The organism is Candidatus Accumulibacter contiguus (assembly GCF_012940005.1).
GTDB lineage: Bacteria > Pseudomonadota > Gammaproteobacteria > Burkholderiales > Rhodocyclaceae > Accumulibacter > Accumulibacter contiguus.
Window position 1 is genome coordinate 23330 of sequence record NZ_SPMX01000017.1, and the last position, 18824, is coordinate 42153.

11 protein-coding genes are annotated in these 18824 nt (G+C 60.1%); 4 read left to right on the forward strand and 7 right to left on the reverse strand.

Going from position 1 to position 18824, the window contains the following annotated elements:
- The first annotated feature begins 14 nt into the window (after window positions 1-14).
- From E4Q08_RS07620 to E4Q08_RS07635, 4 genes are all read left to right on the forward strand, one after another.
- Window positions 15-1733, forward strand: coding sequence for a SulP family inorganic anion transporter (locus E4Q08_RS07620; protein ID WP_211203351.1), 1719 nt, complete (start codon window positions 15-17; stop codon window positions 1731-1733).
- Window positions 1734-1768: 35 nt separating this feature from the next.
- Window positions 1769-2287: a potassium channel family protein gene (locus E4Q08_RS07625; protein ID WP_169069928.1), complete on the forward strand. Its 519-nt coding sequence runs from the start codon at window positions 1769-1771 to the stop codon at window positions 2285-2287.
- Window positions 2288-2679: 392 nt separating this feature from the next.
- Window positions 2680-4422: a mechanosensitive ion channel family protein gene (locus E4Q08_RS07630; RefSeq protein ID WP_169069929.1), complete on the forward strand. Its 1743-nt coding sequence runs from the start codon at window positions 2680-2682 to the stop codon at window positions 4420-4422.
- Between the two features lie 138 nt (window positions 4423-4560).
- Window positions 4561-5082, forward strand: coding sequence for a hypothetical protein (locus E4Q08_RS07635; RefSeq protein ID WP_169069930.1), 522 nt, complete (start codon window positions 4561-4563; stop codon window positions 5080-5082).
- On the opposite strand, the gene E4Q08_RS07640 is transcribed toward E4Q08_RS07635, so the two are convergent.
- From E4Q08_RS07640 to mads5, 7 genes are all read right to left on the reverse strand, one after another.
- The gene (locus tag E4Q08_RS07640; protein WP_169069931.1) at window positions 5046-6668 is read right to left on the reverse strand and encodes an ABC-F family ATPase; all 1623 of its coding nucleotides are present in this window, start codon (window positions 6666-6668) and stop codon (window positions 5046-5048) included. The genes E4Q08_RS07635 and E4Q08_RS07640 overlap by 37 nt on opposite strands.
- A 244-nt stretch (window positions 6669-6912) precedes the next feature.
- Entirely contained in the window at window positions 6913-9159 is a 2247-nt protein-coding gene (locus tag E4Q08_RS07645) for an ATP-binding protein (RefSeq protein ID WP_169069932.1), read from the reverse strand.
- 202 nt (window positions 9160-9361) lie between these two features.
- Entirely contained in the window at window positions 9362-12478 is a 3117-nt protein-coding gene (gene mads8, locus E4Q08_RS07650) for a methylation-associated defense system ATP-binding protein MAD8 (protein ID WP_169069933.1), read from the reverse strand.
- The gene (locus tag E4Q08_RS26475; RefSeq protein WP_502869296.1) at window positions 12475-13488 is read right to left on the reverse strand and encodes a methylation-associated defense system protein MAD7 family protein; all 1014 of its coding nucleotides are present in this window, start codon (window positions 13486-13488) and stop codon (window positions 12475-12477) included. The genes mads8 and E4Q08_RS26475 overlap by 4 nt, the downstream gene beginning before the upstream one ends.
- On the reverse strand, window positions 13409-14740 hold the full coding sequence (locus E4Q08_RS07655) for a hypothetical protein (RefSeq protein ID WP_169069934.1): 1332 nt from the start codon (window positions 14738-14740) through the stop codon (window positions 13409-13411). Before E4Q08_RS07655 ends, E4Q08_RS26475 begins: the two co-directional genes overlap by 80 nt.
- Window positions 14668-17424 (reverse strand): methylation-associated defense system protein kinase MAD6, encoded by a 2757-nt coding sequence (mads6, locus tag E4Q08_RS07660; RefSeq protein ID WP_169069935.1) that lies wholly within the window; start codon window positions 17422-17424, stop codon window positions 14668-14670. Before mads6 ends, E4Q08_RS07655 begins: the two co-directional genes overlap by 73 nt.
- On the reverse strand, window positions 17424-18806 hold the full coding sequence (gene mads5 / locus E4Q08_RS07665; RefSeq protein WP_443984449.1) for a methylation-associated defense system restriction endonuclease subunit S MAD5: 1383 nt from the start codon (window positions 18804-18806) through the stop codon (window positions 17424-17426). Before mads5 ends, mads6 begins: the two co-directional genes overlap by 1 nt.
- Window positions 18807-18824: the final 18 nt, after the last annotated feature.

An 18824-nucleotide genomic window follows, 5' to 3' on the forward strand; every position in this document is an offset into this window, starting at 1 on the left:
GACCCGCGAGCGCGTTGGCGCGCGACCCACCGGTCCGCGGCTGGCGCGCCGTCTTTCCCCCGGCGCAGTGGCTCGCCGCGTATCGGCCCCAGTGGCTGGCGAACGACGCGATCGCCGGTGTCACTCTTGCCGCCTACGGCATCCCGGTGTCGCTCGCCTATGCCTCGCTGGCCGGCCTGCCGCCGCAGTACGGCATCTACTGCTATCTGGTCGGCGGCCTGTTCTATGCCCTGTTCGGATCATCTCGCCAACTGGCGGTCGGTCCCACCTCGGCAATCTCGATGCTGGTCGGCGTCACGATCGCCGGCATGGCGCAGGGCGATCCGGGTCGCTGGGCCGACATCGCGGCGCTGACTGCACTGGTCATCGCCGCCATGTGCGTGCTGGCGTGGCTGTTTCGACTGAGTTCGCTGGTCAACTTCATCAGCGAAACCATACTGCTCGGTTTCAAGGCTGGCGCGGCGCTGACGATTGCCATGACCCAGTTGCCCAAGCTGTTCGGGGTCAAGGGCGGCGGTGAGGGTTTCTTCGAGCGCATCGTCATCCTCGCTGGCCAGCTTCCCGGGACCAACCTCGCCGTGTTCGCTTTCGGTTTGGCCGCTCTCGCGGTGCTGCTACTGGGGGAAAGATTCCTGCCGGGCCGTCCGATCGCATTGTTGGTGGTGGTGATTTCCATCCTCATGCTGTCGGTGACCGCACTGGGGGATCTCGGTTTCAAGATCGTCGGTGCCTTGCCACAAGGCCTGCCTGATTTCCACATGGCGGAGTTGCGGCTGCGCGACGTGGATGGGGTGATCCCGCTGGCGTTCGCGTGCCTGTTGCTGGCGTACGTGGAAAGTGTTTCCGCAGCACGTACCCTGGCACAGGCGCACGGCTACGAAATCGACGCGCGCCAGGAACTGCTCGGCCTGGGCGCCGCGAATCTGGCCGCGGCGTTCTTTCAGGCGTACCCAGTGGCCGGCGGCCTGTCGCAGTCCTCGGTAAACGACAAGGCCGGCGCCAAAACGCCGCTTGCCCTGGTTTTCGCTTCGCTGACGATCGGTCTTTGCCTGATGTACCTGACCGGGCTGCTGTACAACCTGCCCAACGTGGTTCTCGCGGCGATCGTGCTGGTTGCCGTCAAGGGCTTGATTAATATCGGCGAACTGCGTCACGTGTGGCGGGTAAGCCGCTTCGAATTCAGCGTGTCGATGGTCGCTTTCGCCGGCGTGCTGCTGTTCGGAATTCTCAAGGGCGTGATTGTGGCGGTGCTCGTCTCGATGTTGTTGCTCATCCGGCGCGCCGCGCACCCGCATGTGGCCTTCCTCGGCCGCATCCCCGGCACCCTCCGGAGTTACTCCGACATGGAGCGCAGCCCGGACAACGAGGCAGTTCCGGGTGCGCTGGTGTTCCGCGTCGAGGCCTCCCTGCTCTACTTCAACGTCGAGTATGTGCGCGATGCGGTCTGGCAGAGAATTCGGTCGACCGCCGCTCCGCTCAGCTTGGTGGTATGCGATCTGTCCACTTCACCCGCTGTCGATCTGGCCGGTGCGCGAATGCTGGCGAAACTGCATGACGAACTCAAGGCGGCGGGCATCGGCCTGCGCTTGGTGGCGGCGCACGCGGCGGTGCGTGACATGCTGCGCGCCGAAGGCCTGGAGGAAAGGGTCGGCTACTTCGGGCGCCGAGTCAGGGTGGCTGATGTCATTGACGAGTTCCAGGGCCGCACGGGAACTGCAAGGATCAATTTATGAGTTGAGATCGTTCGAGGAAAAACAGAGCACGCAGGGTGCTGCGCCCGACCGTGAGGATCGATGACGATGAATCTGATGAACTGCCGCACCAGCCGCCCGATGCTCGCTGCCAATCCCTGACGATGCACTCGAATCTCGTCATCGCGTGTGTTCTGGTGGGGGTCACGGTCATCGTGCATGCCAGTGGGCTCGCCGTGCTGCTCAGAGTCTTTATGCGATCGCCCACCCCGATGCCGAAGCGCTTCTGGCCCATTGTCTGGCTACTTATCCGCTTGACGCTGGCTCTGATCTTGATCCACCTGAGCGAGATTGCCGTCTGGGCATTCTTTTATCTGTGGACGGAGTGCCTGCCCGATGCCGAGTCGGCGTTCTATTTCTCTGGAGTGACCTATACGACGATTGGCTACGGCGATCTGGTACTGCCCAGACCGTGGCGGTTGCTCGGGCCCGTCGAGGGCCTGACAGGTATCCTGATGTGCGGGTTGTCCACGGGATTATTCGTCGCTCTGCTCGGCAGAGTCATCGGAGGCAAGGTCGGAGATGACCCCGACTGAACATCGATGAAGTCTCCCGCCTTCATCACAGCACCTCTTTCACCTTCTTTGCGACCTCGTCGATCCCTGCATCCCGGCGGAAAGCCGTGCAACTGCCATTGCCAGACGCATTTCGCCATCCTCCGGCCATGTCTATGGTATCGACGACAAGGCCGGGAAAACCTATCAGAGAGGCCAGGAAGTTGCTATCCTTGGCATTTCTTACCGATCATAGGGGAACGCTGATGGCAATGAACGACGATAATCAGGCCCTGCTGGAAAAGTGGTTTGGTACAGATTAGCAGAGAATGGGAGTGACCCCTTTCTGCGATGAGGTTCATAGCGTGCCAGTGAAGAATACCTTTCAATTGGCTCCCGCCGGGTGCCCGATCGCAGCTATCCTGGCGTTGGTCATGCTCCTGTTTTGCGCCGTGCCTGTCGGTGCGGGACAGGACAGCCCCCTGAAACCGATCGATACCTCCAGCCCGAGAGCCACGATCCAGGGCTTCCTCGAATTCATGAACAAGAGCTATGCAACGGGTGTCGGTGTCGTACAGGTGTATCTCGCTTCCCCAGAGCTTTACTTGACACCGACGCAACTGCGCACCATTGGCCAGTCAATACACTACCAGGAAGCGGCCCAGCGGGCACTGGACTTGAACGAAGTGCCGCCGGCCATGCTTCAGGAGTCCGCACGTCGGCTGTCGATACAATTGAAGGAAGTTCTCGACCGCATTGATGTCCCGCCCTTCGAGTCGATTCCGGATGCCGAGGCGATGGCCAAGGCCGAATTCAAGCGCTGGACCCTGCCAAATTCCGAGATTCGGATTCAACGGGTTGAAAAGGGACCGCGCGCCGGGGAATATCTGTTTACGCCCGAAACACTCAGCCGCCTGCCGGAGTTCTACGGCAGGGTCAAGAACCTGCCGTATAAACCCGATGCCACCGTCGGCTGGGACGATTTCTCCACCTATAGTCCGGTTGGGGTGGCTGTTCTATTGCGGGGACTGGTACCGCCCCGATGGTTGATCGATACGCCCGAGTATCGCGTTCGGACGACGTTCCTCGACCAGCCGGTGTGGCGCTGGTGCGCGATCGCGTTCGTCTTGGGTGCCGGCATCGCCGTTGTTCTCCTGTGCTTTCGCCTGAGTCGATATTGGGCCAGTCGATCGCCATCGGCCGAGAAGTGGGCGAGCTTGTTGCGGCCGCTCAGCCTGATCATCGTGGCGCCTTTGACCGCATCGATTCTTGCCGACACGCTACGGATTTCGGGCAACGTCTACCAGGTGATGACGCTGTCGATCTGGACCCTGTTCTATCTCACGCTCACCTGGACGGTCTGGGCCGCTGGCGGCGCCGTCGCTGCGAGTCTGATCGCCGGGGAAAAATTGCTGGTCAGCAGCATCGACAGCCAGCTTATCCGCCTAGTGACGCGGCTGATGACCGTCGTCGCGGCGGTTTTCATCCTCGTGACTGGCGCTGACCGGATCGGTTTGCCCGCCTATTCGGTGCTGGCCGGTCTCGGCGTCGGCGGCCTTGCAGTCGCCCTGGCAGCGCAGCAGACTCTTGCCAACCTCCTCGGTTCGCTGATCATCATGTTCGAGAGGCCCTTCGCCATTGGCCATTTGATCAAGGTCCAGGGCATCGAGGGAACCGTCGAGAACGTCGGTTTTCGCAGCACCCGAATTCGCACGACCCAGAACTCCCTGGTCATCATTCCGAGCAGTCAACTGGTGAACAGCACTGTCGACAACATGGAGTTGCGCGAGTATCGGCAGGTCAAGACTGTTCTGAACCTCACCAGCGACACATCCGTTCAGATGATCAAGGAGTTTGTCGAAGGGGTGAGAATGATCCTGAAAACTGATCCAGACACCCGCAAGGACAACCCCCAGGTGTTCTTCTATGAGTTCGGGCCTCACAGCCTGGATATCCTGGTGAACTTTTTTCTCAAGGTGCCCAACAGGGCGGCAGAACTCCTCGCGCGGCAGCGGATTCTGCTGGATATCGTTAGTTTGGCCGGGAGCAAGGGGGTGCAATTCGCCTTTCCGACGCAAACCTTGCACATTGGCAGTTTGCCGGGAGAATACCCGACCAGCGAAAGCCAGGGACTCGGACCAACCGGGAAGTCTGCCGGGCCTAACGGTTCACATTGAAGGAGAGTTCAATGCGTGTCGGCAGATTGCTGCTGGCCTTACTATGGATCAGTTGCGCGGCCTGGGCTGAGGTTTCGCTGCCGCTGCCGCAAACGCTCGAAGAGGCCAGCGCGCAGCGGGAGAGAGCCGCGTCGATGCGTGCGGAAGCAGAGCGTCGCCACGAGGCCGAGCAAAAAAAATTGCCATACCAGGTTTCTGGTCAACGATTGTCTCGCGGCCGCCAAGAAGCGCTATACGGCGACGATCATCGAGGCTAGAAAGCTCGATCAACCGGCTCGCGATTTCCAACGCGAGGCAAAGAGACAGGAAATCGAGGCCAAGGAAGCGCAGCGGCTTGCCGATCAGCCTCGGCGCGAAGCCGGGCAGCAGGAGAGCGCCGAGCGTTTCCACGCCGAGGAGGCTGCGAAGACCGCTGCACGCGAGCAGAAGCTGGCTGCAAAAGCGGCCAAGGCTGAAGAAGGGCGCCGCAGAGAGGCAGCCAGGCAGGCCAAGAGACAAGCCAAACAGGAGAAACGGGCGCAGCAGGATGCCGAGCGCGAGCCAGGAAGGCTACCAGGGAAGCAGGCCGATCAGCCGACGGAACTGCCAACTGATCCGCCGGAATTGCGCGCTCGAGTTCTGCCTCAGGCGATCCCCTGGCTGGCGAGGTACTCTTCGTAGTTGCCGAGGTAGTTGATCACCTTGCCGTCGATGCGCACTTCGAGAATGCGGGTGGCGAGCGATGAAACGAATTCGCGGTCGTGCGAGACGAAGATCAATGTTCCCTTGAACTTCTCGAGCGCACTATTGAGCGACTCGATCGATTCCATGTCGAGGTGGTTGGTGGGTTCATCAAGGACCAGAATGTTCGGTCGCATGAGCATCAATTTGCCGAAAATCATCCGGCCTTGTTCACCGCCAGAGATCACCTTGACCGCTTTCTGCACTTCATTGCCCGAGAACAAGAGGCGTCCGAGCGTGCCGCGGACCAGCGTAGACAGGTCATCCCCATCGCCGACGCTGCTGCGTGCATAGCCGGCGATCCAGGCGGTGAGGCTGAGGTCGCTGTTGAATTCGCTGGCGTGGTCCTGGGCATAGTAACCGGGGCGAGCTTTCTCCGCCCACTTGATACTGCCGCGCTGGGGTTGCAACTCGCCCATCAGCAACTTCAGCAGGGTGGTCTTGCCGACACCATTTTCTCCGATGATTGCCAGACGATCGCCGCCGTTGAGCGTCAGGTCGAGCTTGTTGAAGATCTTTCGCTCGCTGTCGTGGTAGCCGAAGCTCAGGTTCTGGATTTCGACGGCCTGCCGGTGCAGCTTCTCCTTTTCGTCAAACTCGAAACGGATCCACGGATACTGGCGCGACGAAGGCTTGATATCTTCCGGTTTCAGCTTGTCGATCAGCTTCAGGCGAGAGGTTGCCTGTTTGGCCTTGGAAGCGTTGGCCGAGAAGCGGCGAACGAAATTCTGCAGCTCGGCGATACGTTCCTTGGCCTTGGCGTTGGCGCTCTGCTGGCGCTCGCGGGCCTGTGTCGAGGCTTCCATGAAGTCGTCGTAGTTACCCGGATAGACGGAGATCTTGCCGTAATCCAGGTCGGCCATATGTGTACAGACCTGGTTGAGGAAGTGTCGATCATGGGAAATGATGACCATCGTGCTGTTGCGCTCGTTGATCGCGTTTTCCAGCCAGCGGATGGTGGCAATGTCGAGGTTGTTGGTTGGTTCGTCGAGCAACAGGATGTCCGGGTCGGCAAACAGCGCCTGGATCAAAAGAACGCGCAGCTTCCAGCCGGGAGCGACATCGCTCATCGGGCCAAAGTGCTGTTCGGCCGGGATGCCCACACCGAGCAGCAGTTCGCCGGCGCGTGCTTCGGCAGTGTAGCCGCCGTATTCGGCGAATCTGGCTTCCAGGTCGGCGGCGTGCATATAGTCTTCCTCGCTCGCCTCCGGATTGGCGTAGATGGTGTCCTTTTCAAGCATGCAGGCCCACATCTGCTCGTGACCCATCATCACCACATCGATCACGCGCTGTTGTTCAAAGGCGAACTGATCCTGGCGCAGATAGGCCATGCGTTCGTGCGGATCCTTGGAGATGTTGCCGGCGCTGGGTTCGAGTTCACCGGCCAGGATCTTCATGAAGGTCGACTTGCCGGCGCCATTGGCACCGATCAGTCCGTAGCGATAGCCCTCGCCAAACTTGACCGAGACGTTTTCAAAAAGGGGCTTGGCCCCGAACTGCATGGTGATGTTATTGGCGACGAGCACGAAGAAACCTCGGTAAAATCATCAGGTTGCAAAAGGGCGATATTGTACCCCAGCGGCCGTCGATGCGCCTGTTCCGCATCGTTGCTCAGCAATTCTCATGTTGGTCAAGGTGGCCTTCTGTTCTCCCACCGAGCATCTGCGAATGAGCCAGATTCAGGGACTGGACCCCACTCATGGCTGGCAGAAAGGCACTTTCCGGCGAACTCGCTCCATTGTTTGAGTCACAATGAGAATTGCTGCTCCATTACTGACTCTTTTCCAGAACAGCAACCCTCGTCGCCCCACCATGCTGGGTTACCCGTGGTCGACAACGCACCTTCATGGCACCTTTGGAAAACGACTCGTCTGTTGCCTTGCTGGACCAGACATAGGCCTCACCCGCCTTCAGCGCCGCCATCCGCTCCGGTGTGAGGTTGGCCAGCGCCGCATTGGCCTTCTGAATATGCTTCAACCATGCCGGCGAGTTGAACTTGTGCATGATGATCTGGCTGGAGAGTTCGATCAGGCTGACGGGCACCGAAGGCGGATCCTGGCTGGCAACCATGATGCTCACCCCTTTGTGCCGCATTTCACGGACGACCGCGATCAATCCGGCAACCAGATCCGGGCTCTCGATGTACTTGTGCGCCTCGTCAAAAACCACCAGCTTGTTGAAGCTACGCCCATCCACCCGTGCGTCGGCAAACAACTGGAGCAACACGACGAAGAGGCCAAGCGCCTCATCCTTTTCGATGAACTCATCGCGCAGGTCCACGATCACCAGGCGACCCGGAAGCACCACATCGGTCAGTGACGCGGCATCATCAATGTACTCGCTGGCCAAATCCAGTCGCATACGTGCCAGGTCCTTCAGGTGGTCTGGAACCGACAAGGTATCAATCCCGCTGCGCAATCCATCGAGCGTGATGTGGTCACGCATCGACTTCATGATGCGCATCAACTGCCGTATGTAGGTCGCCTGATTGCCTACCGCACCCATCAGGAACTTCCAGTGGGAAGCCTTCAGCTCCGCTGCTGAAAATTGCAGTGGCAACACCTCGATGTCCGGATACTCTGCCTGTCGCTCGTCCAATTTGTCAGCCGGCACAAGGAGAACGACGTCTTCAAGTGCCCGAGGTTCGGCACCGTAAGTGTCTCGCAACTGCTGTACCTGTTCCTTGACGGAATTCGCTCCGACCATCGACGTAAACTCTGGCTTGTAGTCCATCGTCGGGCTGTAATGGAAGATCACGGTTGCCAAGGGCTCTGGCAAAATATTGATCCCCGGAATCATCAACGAGGCCATCTCGGCCACCAGACCGAGCGTGTAACTCTTGCCACCGCCCTGCACCCCGAACAGGCTGATCGTATGCGTCTGGTTCAGATCCAACGCCACCTTGCGACCGGAAACTTCCCCGAGAAGGCCATACTGAGGGGTGGCAATTGTAGTCCCCAGCATGATGTCGTATTCGGCGGTGCTGGCAGGCGGCAGGCTCTTCGATACAGCGTGATCGAATGCCGACTGGCTAGCCGAAATCACGGGCTCTGCACTCGAATCTGGCGACGCGACAGCCACCGGCGCCTGCACCTCGGCGCGGTCACGCGATACCTTGCCCAACGGTAACTGAGGCACATCGTGCACTGCCTTTGCCGATTCCACGGATGTTGACCTCGTATCAACTACCAGGCTGCGGTCCACCCCTTTAGGGTAGAACTGCCGATCGCCCCCGTCCCATGACACTGTGCGATCACGCCCGAGACTTACGAACGCCGCCTTGCCGAAGGTCGGTACGCCAGGGGCCAGGCTGCGTCGACGTACCAACTCCTGTGTGATCTCCTTCGTCACATCCGGCCCCGTAGCCGGCGCAAAAGTGACCAAAGACTCGGTTTCCACCACCGCCGCATCCACCAGCTGTTCGATCAGGTCCCGACCAATCCGGTAGTACTCGATTCCGTGATCCACCTCTGGTGTCTCGGTACCGACCTTCCTGAAATCGAAGACGATTGCGCTGCGAGTGAACTGCAAGCGATAGGGCAGATCATCGAGGTGACGCAAGAAATACCGCGCCTCCTCGGCGGCGTCCGGCATCACAAGGCCGTAGCGCTCAGAACGTTCCAGGTAAAACCCGAGCAACGACGCCAGATCGTAGTTCTTGATCGGGCGATCGGGCCGATCAATCGCTTTGCGATGCGGATCAAAGTGGTACGACAAGACCTGCTCGGTCTGCGAAATCTGCTCGGCAATAGACGTTTTGAGTTGCTCATAGGCTGCCACGTCGCCAAGCTGCGAGTAGCATTTCACTTCCACCAATCGGCAGGTGATCATTCGGCCATTTGGATCAAGGTCGAACAGCGCCAGGTCGGTGCGACGGAAGCTGACCTCATCGCCAAGTTCCATCGCGTTCTGGCGCAGAGCACTGTACAACTCCAGATGCGCATCCAGCGGGACAACAATCTGGTTCAGGAAAACGCCCTGATGTTCAAGGAACAAGCGCGACAGCGCCAGGCCCATCGCCTCTGCGCGTTGCGTCGGCGACGAAAGCAGCTTCAGTGCGAGGCGCCCGGAAAGCGAGCGTAGCTGATCAAGCATCACCAAGGCATGTTTGCCGCTGCTCGGCAACCCATAGTCGGCCAATAGCGGTACCAGCAGGGCTTCCAGTTCTGCCACCGAGCGCGACGTGATCACCAGACGATGCCCCATCGCATTGGCCATATCAGGCGAATGATCGATCAGATAATCCGGACGAGTGGGATGGCGCCGATGGTCGAAGAACTCGATGCCGAGGTTCCGATCCATCGTCAGAACCCAATCGCTTACCTCGTGCACCTGATGCAGCATGGCCCGTTGCTCGGCCGAGAGAGACAGCGCGATCACCGGACGAGCGTTGGGCAAGGCCTGAGAACGCGATACGCTGGCCAACGCTACCGACAGCAGGCGCGACATGGTGGCCACGAGATCGGTGAGTTCCTCGGCATCTTCCAGTGCCTGCGCACCCCCCATGCAGCGGCTGCCTCAGCCAGGTAATCGACTGCTCGTCCTCGCGGTATTTCACGGCATAAGGCTGTACCAATCCGTGGACAAAGGCGCACTCCTCTGACGCGCCGGCATCAATCGCCCGAATTTCCTCCGCCGGGAAGAGATCGAACAAGAAACTCAGATGTGCCGCATGCTCATCTGGCGCCTTGCGAAACTCCTCGATCGAACGGATGGCCAGCCGCAGCTTCGGCTGCAGATGGCTTTCGGTAGGGGTGGCAAAAGCATCCACCTCGCGCCCGGTAACTGCCGAGTCGGGAGCAAGAAGCTCGTTCAGCGCGTCACCAGTCCCAGGCGCGTCGGGATCGGGAACCAACAGGCGGACGTCGTAACGAAGATCGGAAAACTGAGAATTTCTCTGCATGCCCACCAGCACGTCGGCGAGCACGGCAGCGCGCCCTGCATTGAAGGCATTGATGGTCAGCGTTCTGACATAAGGGTGCTGGATCATATAGCGCTGTACGCGAGCCACCAGATAATCGGCATCGATCATCGAACCGCCGACCGATGGTTCCGCCAGGCTGAGCGCAGTACACACCTCGCCGATCAATCCCCGTGGGTCATTCTCGTCGGCAGACGCATAGAGTGTCCAGAACGGTGTGATGTTATCCACAGCCAATACGGTGCGGCCCAGCTCATCGCTTTGCAACAGCACTGGCGGGAAGCCTACCGGCGCAAGCTGCTTCAAGACGGCGTCGCGTGTTGACACCACAAACTCACGATCAGCCTGCCGGGCTTGTTGCAGCCATTGCTGCGCCAGATGTGCCCAGGTCGTGTGCCAGGTGATGCGTAGCGGATGGGTTGGCCCGAGCAATACCGCCTCGCGCCTTCGACCGCGATAGTCATCAATGACCAGCACCACGGAATCGACTGTCAGCGCACCGCGCAACTCCTCGAAAGCATCTCTCGATGTCACCGCATCGGCTGACGCAGCTCTTACCATTGCCGCCTCAAGCCAATCAACATAGGCGCTGGCATAATTCTCCGCCGGCTCTCGCAGTCCAATTAGATCGCTTCCTTGCAGGATCAATTGTTCATCCCCGCGCAGGATGGCCTGGAACAAATGCTGCCGAGCCTCGACGAAACGACCACATTCCACGGTTTGTGGCCAGCTGTAGGACAGCGTTGCCAGGCTGGCTCCTCTGGCAGGTGTAATTTCCAGGCGCAAACGATTGACTGCCACCGGATCGGCAAGGAATCGACGTTCGATATCGGCAAGCAGGCTGGATATCAGCACGTTCGCCTTACCTTCCTTGCCGAGCCTGATCTCCAGCGTATCCGAACCGACCGTCCTGCTTCTTGCCTGCCGTTCGACCCAGGCGCAAGCCGATACCGTGATGGCTTCCGGATCACGCTCCTGCACCACTGCTCTGAAGCGCGCCTGAAACAGCGCATGCGACAAGCTGTGCTCGCGAGGAACGGCCCGCTGTGGTGGCTCGACTTCCACGTCGTCGTCGGTTACAACGTAGAACAAATCGCTTTCATTGGGCCGGTTGGCCTCTTCTCCGTCTACCACCCGGGAAAGCGACTCTCCGGCTTCATTCAAGAGCGCGACGCGATCTCCATCCTTCGTCTCGGCGTAGACACGAACGAAGTGCCACCCTTCTTCCCAGTCGATCTTGCCGATCGAGGAAAACGCGACCGTGGCGGCGTCCGTCGCCCTGGTCCATGCCGCTTTTCGGCGACGCAGGCCGGTCGGACCATTATCCCGAGACACCACCTCGGCGACGAATCGGCTCAGGCCTTCGACTTTCGAAGGCTGTGGCTCAACGCGAAAAGACACGCTGAACTTCTTCTGACCCGTCCTGGAGATGGGCAAGACACGATGGCCAATCAGATCAGTCAGGCGCGGATCGGTCTCATCCGCCTTGACCAAGGGCAGATCGGGAAGCTCCACATCGCCGATGTAGATCGCATCCGGACTGATTCCGCCATCCGCGAAAACCCAGCGGTTGAATGCCAAAGGCCAGTTGGCTCGATCCTTGACGATCTGGTGCGTCCATTCTCGCGGATCAGCCAGACCCACACGCGAGAAGAAGTCCCCCATCTGCCGGCAATAGGCAGGATCCATCAAACCGAGCTCCAGTGCCCGCGCCCGTTCGGAGCGTGCTGACCAGGTCACACGCTCAACACACTCCCGATTGCGCGCCACACGCGCCGGCGCACGATCCGGAACTGACAGCAGTTCAAAATCGGGCACCAGGCCCAATTCGAACAAGGCCGCACCAATGGCCTGGGCATCGAAGTCATTGAGTTGTGCGGTCAGCAGAAAACGTGCGACCGACGCCTCATCAGCAAAGCGCCAGGCTCTGCCCTCGCTCTGCAGATCCTCCAGCAACACCTCGACCGCACCCTTGATTGGCGCCGGCACCGACGCGAGCAAGCACGAGACCAGGTCGCCATAGGCGTCATCGATCGAGATCTCCTCGAACGTGGCTACGCCGAAAGAGTCCTCGGCGGAAGCGCGCAGGTCGTTCGGTACAAAGACCAGCAGCGGGGCGCGCAACTCATCGTTGGGCAAGGGGTTCCGAAGTTCCACCAGCTTGGTGCTTGATACCGCGATGTTCGGGGCCGACTGCCGCAGGGCTTCGTCGGCGAGAACCACGACTGTCGCGCCCGGAACCAGGCTGCGCAGGCCCCCACACAGACGCACCATCAAGTCACGGTCGAGGTCCGTCACCCGCATGCAATGCCCCGCCTCCCGTTTGCCGAGCACTGCCGCGAAACGCGGCAGCAGGACAGATTCCAGGGCGACGTTCAGCTCCTGGCTAGTCAGTTCGCGCAGTCCCTGAGTCATGCCTTCGCTCGCTTTTCTGCAATCGTGTAGCGTGGCACAACCGTCTGAGTCACGTAGGCATCGGACAGGTCACGGTAAAAGCCGATCTCTCGCAAGCGGGCAGTGAAGGCTTGCAAGTTGGTCCGCAACGCCTTTCGATCATCAATCGATGGCGCCGGGAATCCTTCATCAAGGGGCAACTGATCAATGTACAGCCCGTAGCGCTCTCTCAGAAAGGTCAGCAGATCGTCAATCCGCATCTCGGCAGTGTGGTAGCCGGTCTCGCCAACACGCAACACGGCGATCTGCAGCAGCACTTCCAGCAAACGGCTGTCGAGCACAAATCGCCGCGGCGCATTCTTGGCCCGTGACTGAGCGAGAAGGGCACCGGAGCGGTTCTTCAACATCGTTGAATCGAGAGATTCAATGATGTAACGGCGGTGAAATGCCCCGCGCTGGGCCAAGAGAATTTCGATGTACGTTTCGAAATCCGAAAGCCCCATTTTCGACAAGGCGGTCGTTTCCTCATCCCAACCGCCGGCATCATCCCTCAGCGAATCCAGGAGATTCGCGAGACGGCCACTGAAGAATTTCTCACGCTCTTCCCGGTAAGGCTCGGCCTGCAGAGCAAACAGTTCACCCACCGAGAAGTGCCTGTTCAGACCCCGAATCAGTTTGTTGCGTGCCACGAGATAGTCGGCGAACTCATCCAGATTTTTCGCGGCAAAGTACGCCCGGACAAAGGACGGAATCCTTCGGTAGCAAGCATCGGCAGAGCGCTCGGCAATCGCCACCGTCGCCGATTCGGCGCTGCCTGTCAGGTCCACGAACAAACCGGGCCGGTGAGGACAGTCGCCCTGGGGTTCTCGCAACTGCCGAGGCTTCATCGGACAGGCCGACTCCGAACACAGCGGATTCGCGTTCTGCAAGCGTTGCCAGGCAGGCAGCAATTTAAGCAGACGCAGGTGATAGAGAGCGAGGTGAAAAGACAGCAGCAGCTTCAGGTAATCCACCATGACCGCGCGCGGCATGAACGGCCGGTAGAACAGCAGACGCTGGATGTCTTCGGCCAACAGGTTTGATGATCAACTCGCTGGCAATGGCATCGGTCCCCTGACCGACAAAACGCAGCGCCAGCCCGGTCGGCAGATGTTCGACAAATCGCTCTTCGGAGGTCCCCATCCCCTGCGCTTGCACTTCCAGGTCGAAGCGCTCGGCCGGGAAAAGTCGGTAGGTACGTACCGTGCCATGCTCGACCTGTCGCAACTGCAGGGCGAGATGACCGCCCAGTCGAGCGGGACGCTGCAGGCCCTCGCCCCGATTGATGGCATGCAACAGTTCGGCAATCAAGGGCGCAGCGGGCTCGGTGCCGCGGACGATGTCCGCCATCCGCTTCGCGGAGCGATAAGGCAGCATTCTTTCCCAGCCGAGGTCTCGTCGCTCGAAAAAATATCGGCGCCGCGCCATCGCTACGTACTCGCGATGGGGCTGGGCCCGCTGGCGTACCGACGCCCCGGACACGCCACGCGGCAATTCTTCGAACAAGCGCTTCAATACCTCCTGGTCGAAATTGCCCCGTTGCTCGAAACGGAACAGCGCGCGGTCATCGGGTCGCACAAAATCGAGGCTGCGATCGAAGCGCGGATCCTCCTGCCGGCCGACATCGACCTCGGCCAGCAGCGACACCAGTCGATCCCCATTCGGCTGGCCGCCACCCAGCCAACTGTTGAAGTAATAACTGCGGGCGATGTCGCCATGCTGACCGCTGGCATACAGCGCATGCATCTCGGCGCAGTCCCGGTTGCCGATCAGCATGAACGACAGCGCTGAACGCAGGTCGCGCATGGTGATGTGCAAGCGCCCGCGCAGGTGCGTCATGGTGTAAAGCATTTTGAGCCGTTCGATCAGCCGCGGGCCAGCCGTCTCATCCTGGAAGCTGCGCGCGTTGTGCAGCGCGTAGCACGTCGCCTGCAGATCGCACTGCTCGCAGGCCGACCAGTGCTGAGTTTCCGTCATCCGCTGCAGCGTCCGCTCGAGAATTGAACCGCAGGCCGTATCGGCCACCACACTGCGTAAGTTGAGATTGACCACCACCACGCCGGATTCCGCCTGTCCGGTCGCAAAACCCCGCCGAACCAGCGCACTCAGTGCGCTGAAATCAGGTTCGTGGGCAGCCAGAAAATCCACTAGCCGCCCCTCGTTGATGGCGATCAGTCGCGTTTCGTCGGTCCGCCAGTGGGTGGGATCCCGACCGGCAAAGGGCGCGAGAAAATCGACCAGCACCTGGTTGTTGTCCTTCTCGCCTCATCCTGACTGCCGTCATAGTTGATCAGGTAGCGGCGACCGGCAAGCTCGATGCGGCTGCCGTTGGGCAGACCACGATCCACCGCACCGCCGCGTGCTTCAACATCCTTCTCCAGTCGTTGCAGAAACGCCGTCTTGCCATCGCCTGCATTGCCGGTGATCAGCACCAGACGGAACTCGCCGGCCAGCACCGCCGGCAACAGTGCCCGGTCGAGGGCGGTATCGACATAGGCCGCGTGTCCCAGGGCATCCATGCCGCGCGTACCCGCATTGCTGCGTCGGCTCTGGCTATAGAGCGTGATCAGGTGTGAGACGAAGGGGTTGCTGTTCGAGGTCTCTCCCGGTCCACCCGAGGTCGTGGCCACATTCACCGGCGCCATGCCCGGAACCCGGCGCCGAGCGTGACGCACCTGGCGCAGCGCGTCGCCGAACTCGATCGCCGAGCCAAAGCGCTCGGCACGACGCGGCGCAATCGACTTGAGCAGTACGGTCACCAGATCCGGCGCCAGGTCGGAAAAGCCGGAAAACTCGCGCGGATCGGGTGCCGGTCGGTTCGCTGGCGGCTCGCTCGTTTCCCAGGGATAACGAGCGGTCAGCGCCTCGTAGAGCGTCAGGCCGAGCGCGTAGAGATCGCGATCGGCGCGCTCGCCGTTATGCGGGATGACCTCCGGGTCAAAATCCGGGGGCAAGTAGCGGCGCGAGCCGCCGCCGCGTGCGTCACGGTTGTCGGCGCGCACCGAGACGTTGAAGTCGATGATCTTCGCCCCCTTCTGCGTCCACAACAGATTGCGCGGCTTGATGTCGCAGTGGTGAAAGCCATGAGCGTGCAGGTGGGCCAGCCCATCGATCACCTGTTTGCCGAGTTCGAGCGCATCGTCCGGCGCCAGCAGATGCTGCTGGATCATGTCGGCCACGTCGGCGCCTTCGACGTACTCGAAGACGAGAAAGGGAACATCGCTGCCGGGCAGCACCTCACCGTAGAGCACCCGCCCCACATGCGGATGCTCGGGAATCTGCACCAGATTGCGGTATTCCTTTTTCAGGCGCTCGTACGTGGAATGGCGATCGTGGAGAATCAGCTTGACCGTTCGCGGCACGTCGCCCAGCGTGTCGATTACCTTGTAGACCACGCCGAAGCTGCCCTGACCAAGCTTCCTTTCGACAACATAGGTCCGGGTCAGCGCATAACCCGGCGGTAGGTTGCGGAAATCCACATCGCTTTCGGGCTCCGGCGGAACCATCGTCGATACTGACGCCGGTTCGGCTACGGGGGCCAAGGCGGGAGAGAGGAGGGCATTCAGCGCCGCCAGGGCCGCCAAGGCCATCGGCCGTTGCGCCTCGTCGAACTGGCAGAGCGCCTGCAACCAGGCATCGAAGGCTCCATTCAATTCCGGCCGCAACTGCGAAGGCGGCACCGGGAAAACGCCGTCGGTGTCGAAGACACGCGTTGGATCACCATCAAACGGACGCTCGCCAGTGAACAACTCGTAGAGAATCACCCCGGCGGAAAACACATCGGAAGCACGGTTCGCCACTTCCGGCGCCCGATACGCCTCGGGCGCCACATAGGCCTTTTCCACCAGATCAATGATCGAATCCGCGATCGTCAGGCTGCGATCCACGCCCAGCTTCGCGAAGTCGAAATCGGTGATGCGGGTGGTGCCATCCTGGCCAATCAGAATCGCCCCCGGCGTGAGATTGCGATGCACGACGCCGTGCTGGTGGGCATGGGCCAGCGCCGCCAGCAGGTCTTTCGCCACCCGCCACTTCTGGTCGAGCGTCAGCGCCAGTTGCGGTCGCGCCAGATGTACGGTCAGTGCCTGCCCTGACGCATCGTCGAGGATCAGGATGAATGCGCGGTCGTCGTCGGTCGCGAAGAAATCGCGCGCGGCAACGATGTTGGGGTGCAGCGGTAGCCGTGAGAGCGCTCGATAGGCGTTGGTGATACGGTTGACCTGCGCCTTGCGCGCCTCTTCGGGCTGATACGGATCGGCTTGATACACGCGCAAGCGCGCCGTGCCACCGGCAAAGGCATTCTCGGCGCGGTATTCGGTATAGGCATCGGCGGCGCCGAGCTTTTCCGTCACCTGCCAGTGACCGAAGCGCAGCACAGCCGAGGCCGGCTTGAGCACTCGCAGCGCATGCAGGATCAACGACTGCTGCGCCAGGATGTTTCTGGAGAAGCGCGCCGGGATGCTCGTCGCATCCTTGAAGTAGCGCTCGGCATCCTTGAGTTTGACCACCGCGGGCGCGTCCATCCCAGCCCGGTCGTTCACATGCGCATCAGGCGCCGTGAGCAGAATCGCGGCATCGACGTAGATGTTCTCCAGTTCCGCTCGCCCGGGGTGACTCTGGGTGATCAGCCCCTTGAAGGCGCGCGAATGGCTGCGCAACTTGGCGAGCGGCGAAGGATAAGGCGCGCGGCCTTCCGGATACCACCGGGGACCGTAGACATCGATGCTGCCACGCGTACCCTTGACGTCGATCAGGTACAGGGCATGCGGGGCCAGCAGGCCGATGTCGATCTCGAAGCGCTCGCCCTGGCGTTCGAGTTCGAAGTTGTGCCACAGGACGAAACTGTCCGGCAAGTGATCCCGCAGGTGGGCAATGGCGATGCGCTCGGCATCGTTCATTGGCTGGCCGATGGGGATCACTTTGGCCATCAGTCTTCCTCTGATTTGATTTTAGCTTCAACAATCTTCCTTGCCAGATTCTCCAAATCAATTGCCTGACTTCGTAGCGCCGAGACGTTCAAGCCGCGATGGCCTAACCGTTTCCAGAGTGGATGGCTGCGGGCCAGAACCGTGCAATCACCAATCTGGCGAACGTCAAGGTGAGGTATGGACGTACCAAATGCTCTCGCCTTGAGCTGTCGAATGCCGCATTCACAAGACAAGAAGACGAAAAGGAACCCTGCGTCTTCTTCGGAGTGACAATGAATCCGAATGGCATCCTCAGAAACCGCGCCGCCAATAATTCGACCATAAGGGAGCACGGTACGGCCGATGACTCCAGAAAGCTGCCCCGAACGAGGAACAAGCAGCGTTTTTCGGGAAACTATGCAATGCGCCGCAAGCCTTGAGGGCAATCGATAGGAAGGTTCTGGATCATTCCAGAAGATTGCTGAAGTACCAAACAGCGGAATCCCTGCCGTGTCACCGTCCAGCACGATACGTTTGAAACGGTTCGGCTCTTCGATGCCAGTTACCACACTCCGCAGAGGAGAGAGATCTGCCCCGCTGGATTCCAGTGCTGCTATTGCTTGCCGATGGTAACTGCTGTGAAAAAATGCATCCAGTCGGTATTGCACGTCTACCGCAGGCGCAATCGAGACGGAAAAGGGCGTGGATGATGGCACCGCACGTAGATTTGCAAGCCTAAGCGTGCTGATCAGCTCGGAAATGGCCTCACGGAGAATGTAATTCGCTTTATCTCGTTTGTTCGCTGCTTGAGCCACCAGCAAGTCGACTTTCCTCTCGAAATCATGGCCAAAACGCGGTACAGGAAGGTTGGCGATGTGCTCCGGCTCAATGTGCTGAATGATCGCGCCATAAGTGCCAGCCACAACCAACGGCACGCCATACTTGCTGGAGAGAAAGGCATAGAGGTAACCCGGCAAAATCTTGGATTCATCCGGCACTACTCTTAAGACGTCCTCAGAACATGCCATGCCGGCCATATCTGGCCGAACGTAAGCCATTCGGCCAATAGTCCCAGAGCGCGTAATAAGAGACCAGGACTCTTTCAACAGCAGCCGTGGATTCCGCTCCACTTGCTTCTTGGAAATCAGTGGCAGAGTTGATAGGTCAGCCAAGCCGATCGCTGAGCTGCCCATGAACGGAACACCGTATCTACGATCATCGACCCAGCTCCGACTCTCCCTTCCGGAGTCGAAAATGCCAGTGGTGACATCCGCAAGCTTGTCCTTCCTTTCGCTAAGAAGTCTTAGAGCATCCCGCGCTTCAAGCGCCCCCCGACATATAGGGATTGCAATCCAGCCGCCTGCCACCTTCTTCGAGCCAATCCGACCGCACCACACGTGCATTCCTGAAGCTTGCGAATT

What these genes read in the sequence shown, in the direction of transcription:
- E4Q08_RS07630 (WP_169069929.1), top strand. Translation starts at nt 2,680, where the DNA reads ATGCTCCTGTTTTGCGCCGTGCCTGTCGGTGCGGGACAGGACAGCCCC.
- E4Q08_RS07645 (WP_169069932.1), bottom strand. Translation starts at nt 9,159, where the DNA reads ATGGGCCTGGCGCTGTCGCGCTTGTTCCTTGAACATCAGGGCGTTTTC.
- mads8 (WP_169069933.1), bottom strand. Translation starts at nt 12,478, where the DNA reads ATGACTCAGGGACTGCGCGAACTGACTAGCCAGGAGCTGAACGTCGCC.
- E4Q08_RS26475 (WP_502869296.1), bottom strand. Translation starts at nt 13,488, where the DNA reads ATGCCGCGCGCGGTCATGGTGGATTACCTGAAGCTGCTGCTGTCTTTT.
- mads6 (WP_169069935.1), bottom strand. Translation starts at nt 17,424, where the DNA reads ATGGCCAAAGTGATCCCCATCGGCCAGCCAATGAACGATGCCGAGCGC.
- mads5 (WP_443984449.1), bottom strand. Translation starts at nt 18,806, where the DNA reads ATGCACGTGTGGTGCGGTCGGATTGGCTCGAAGAAGGTGGCAGGCGGC.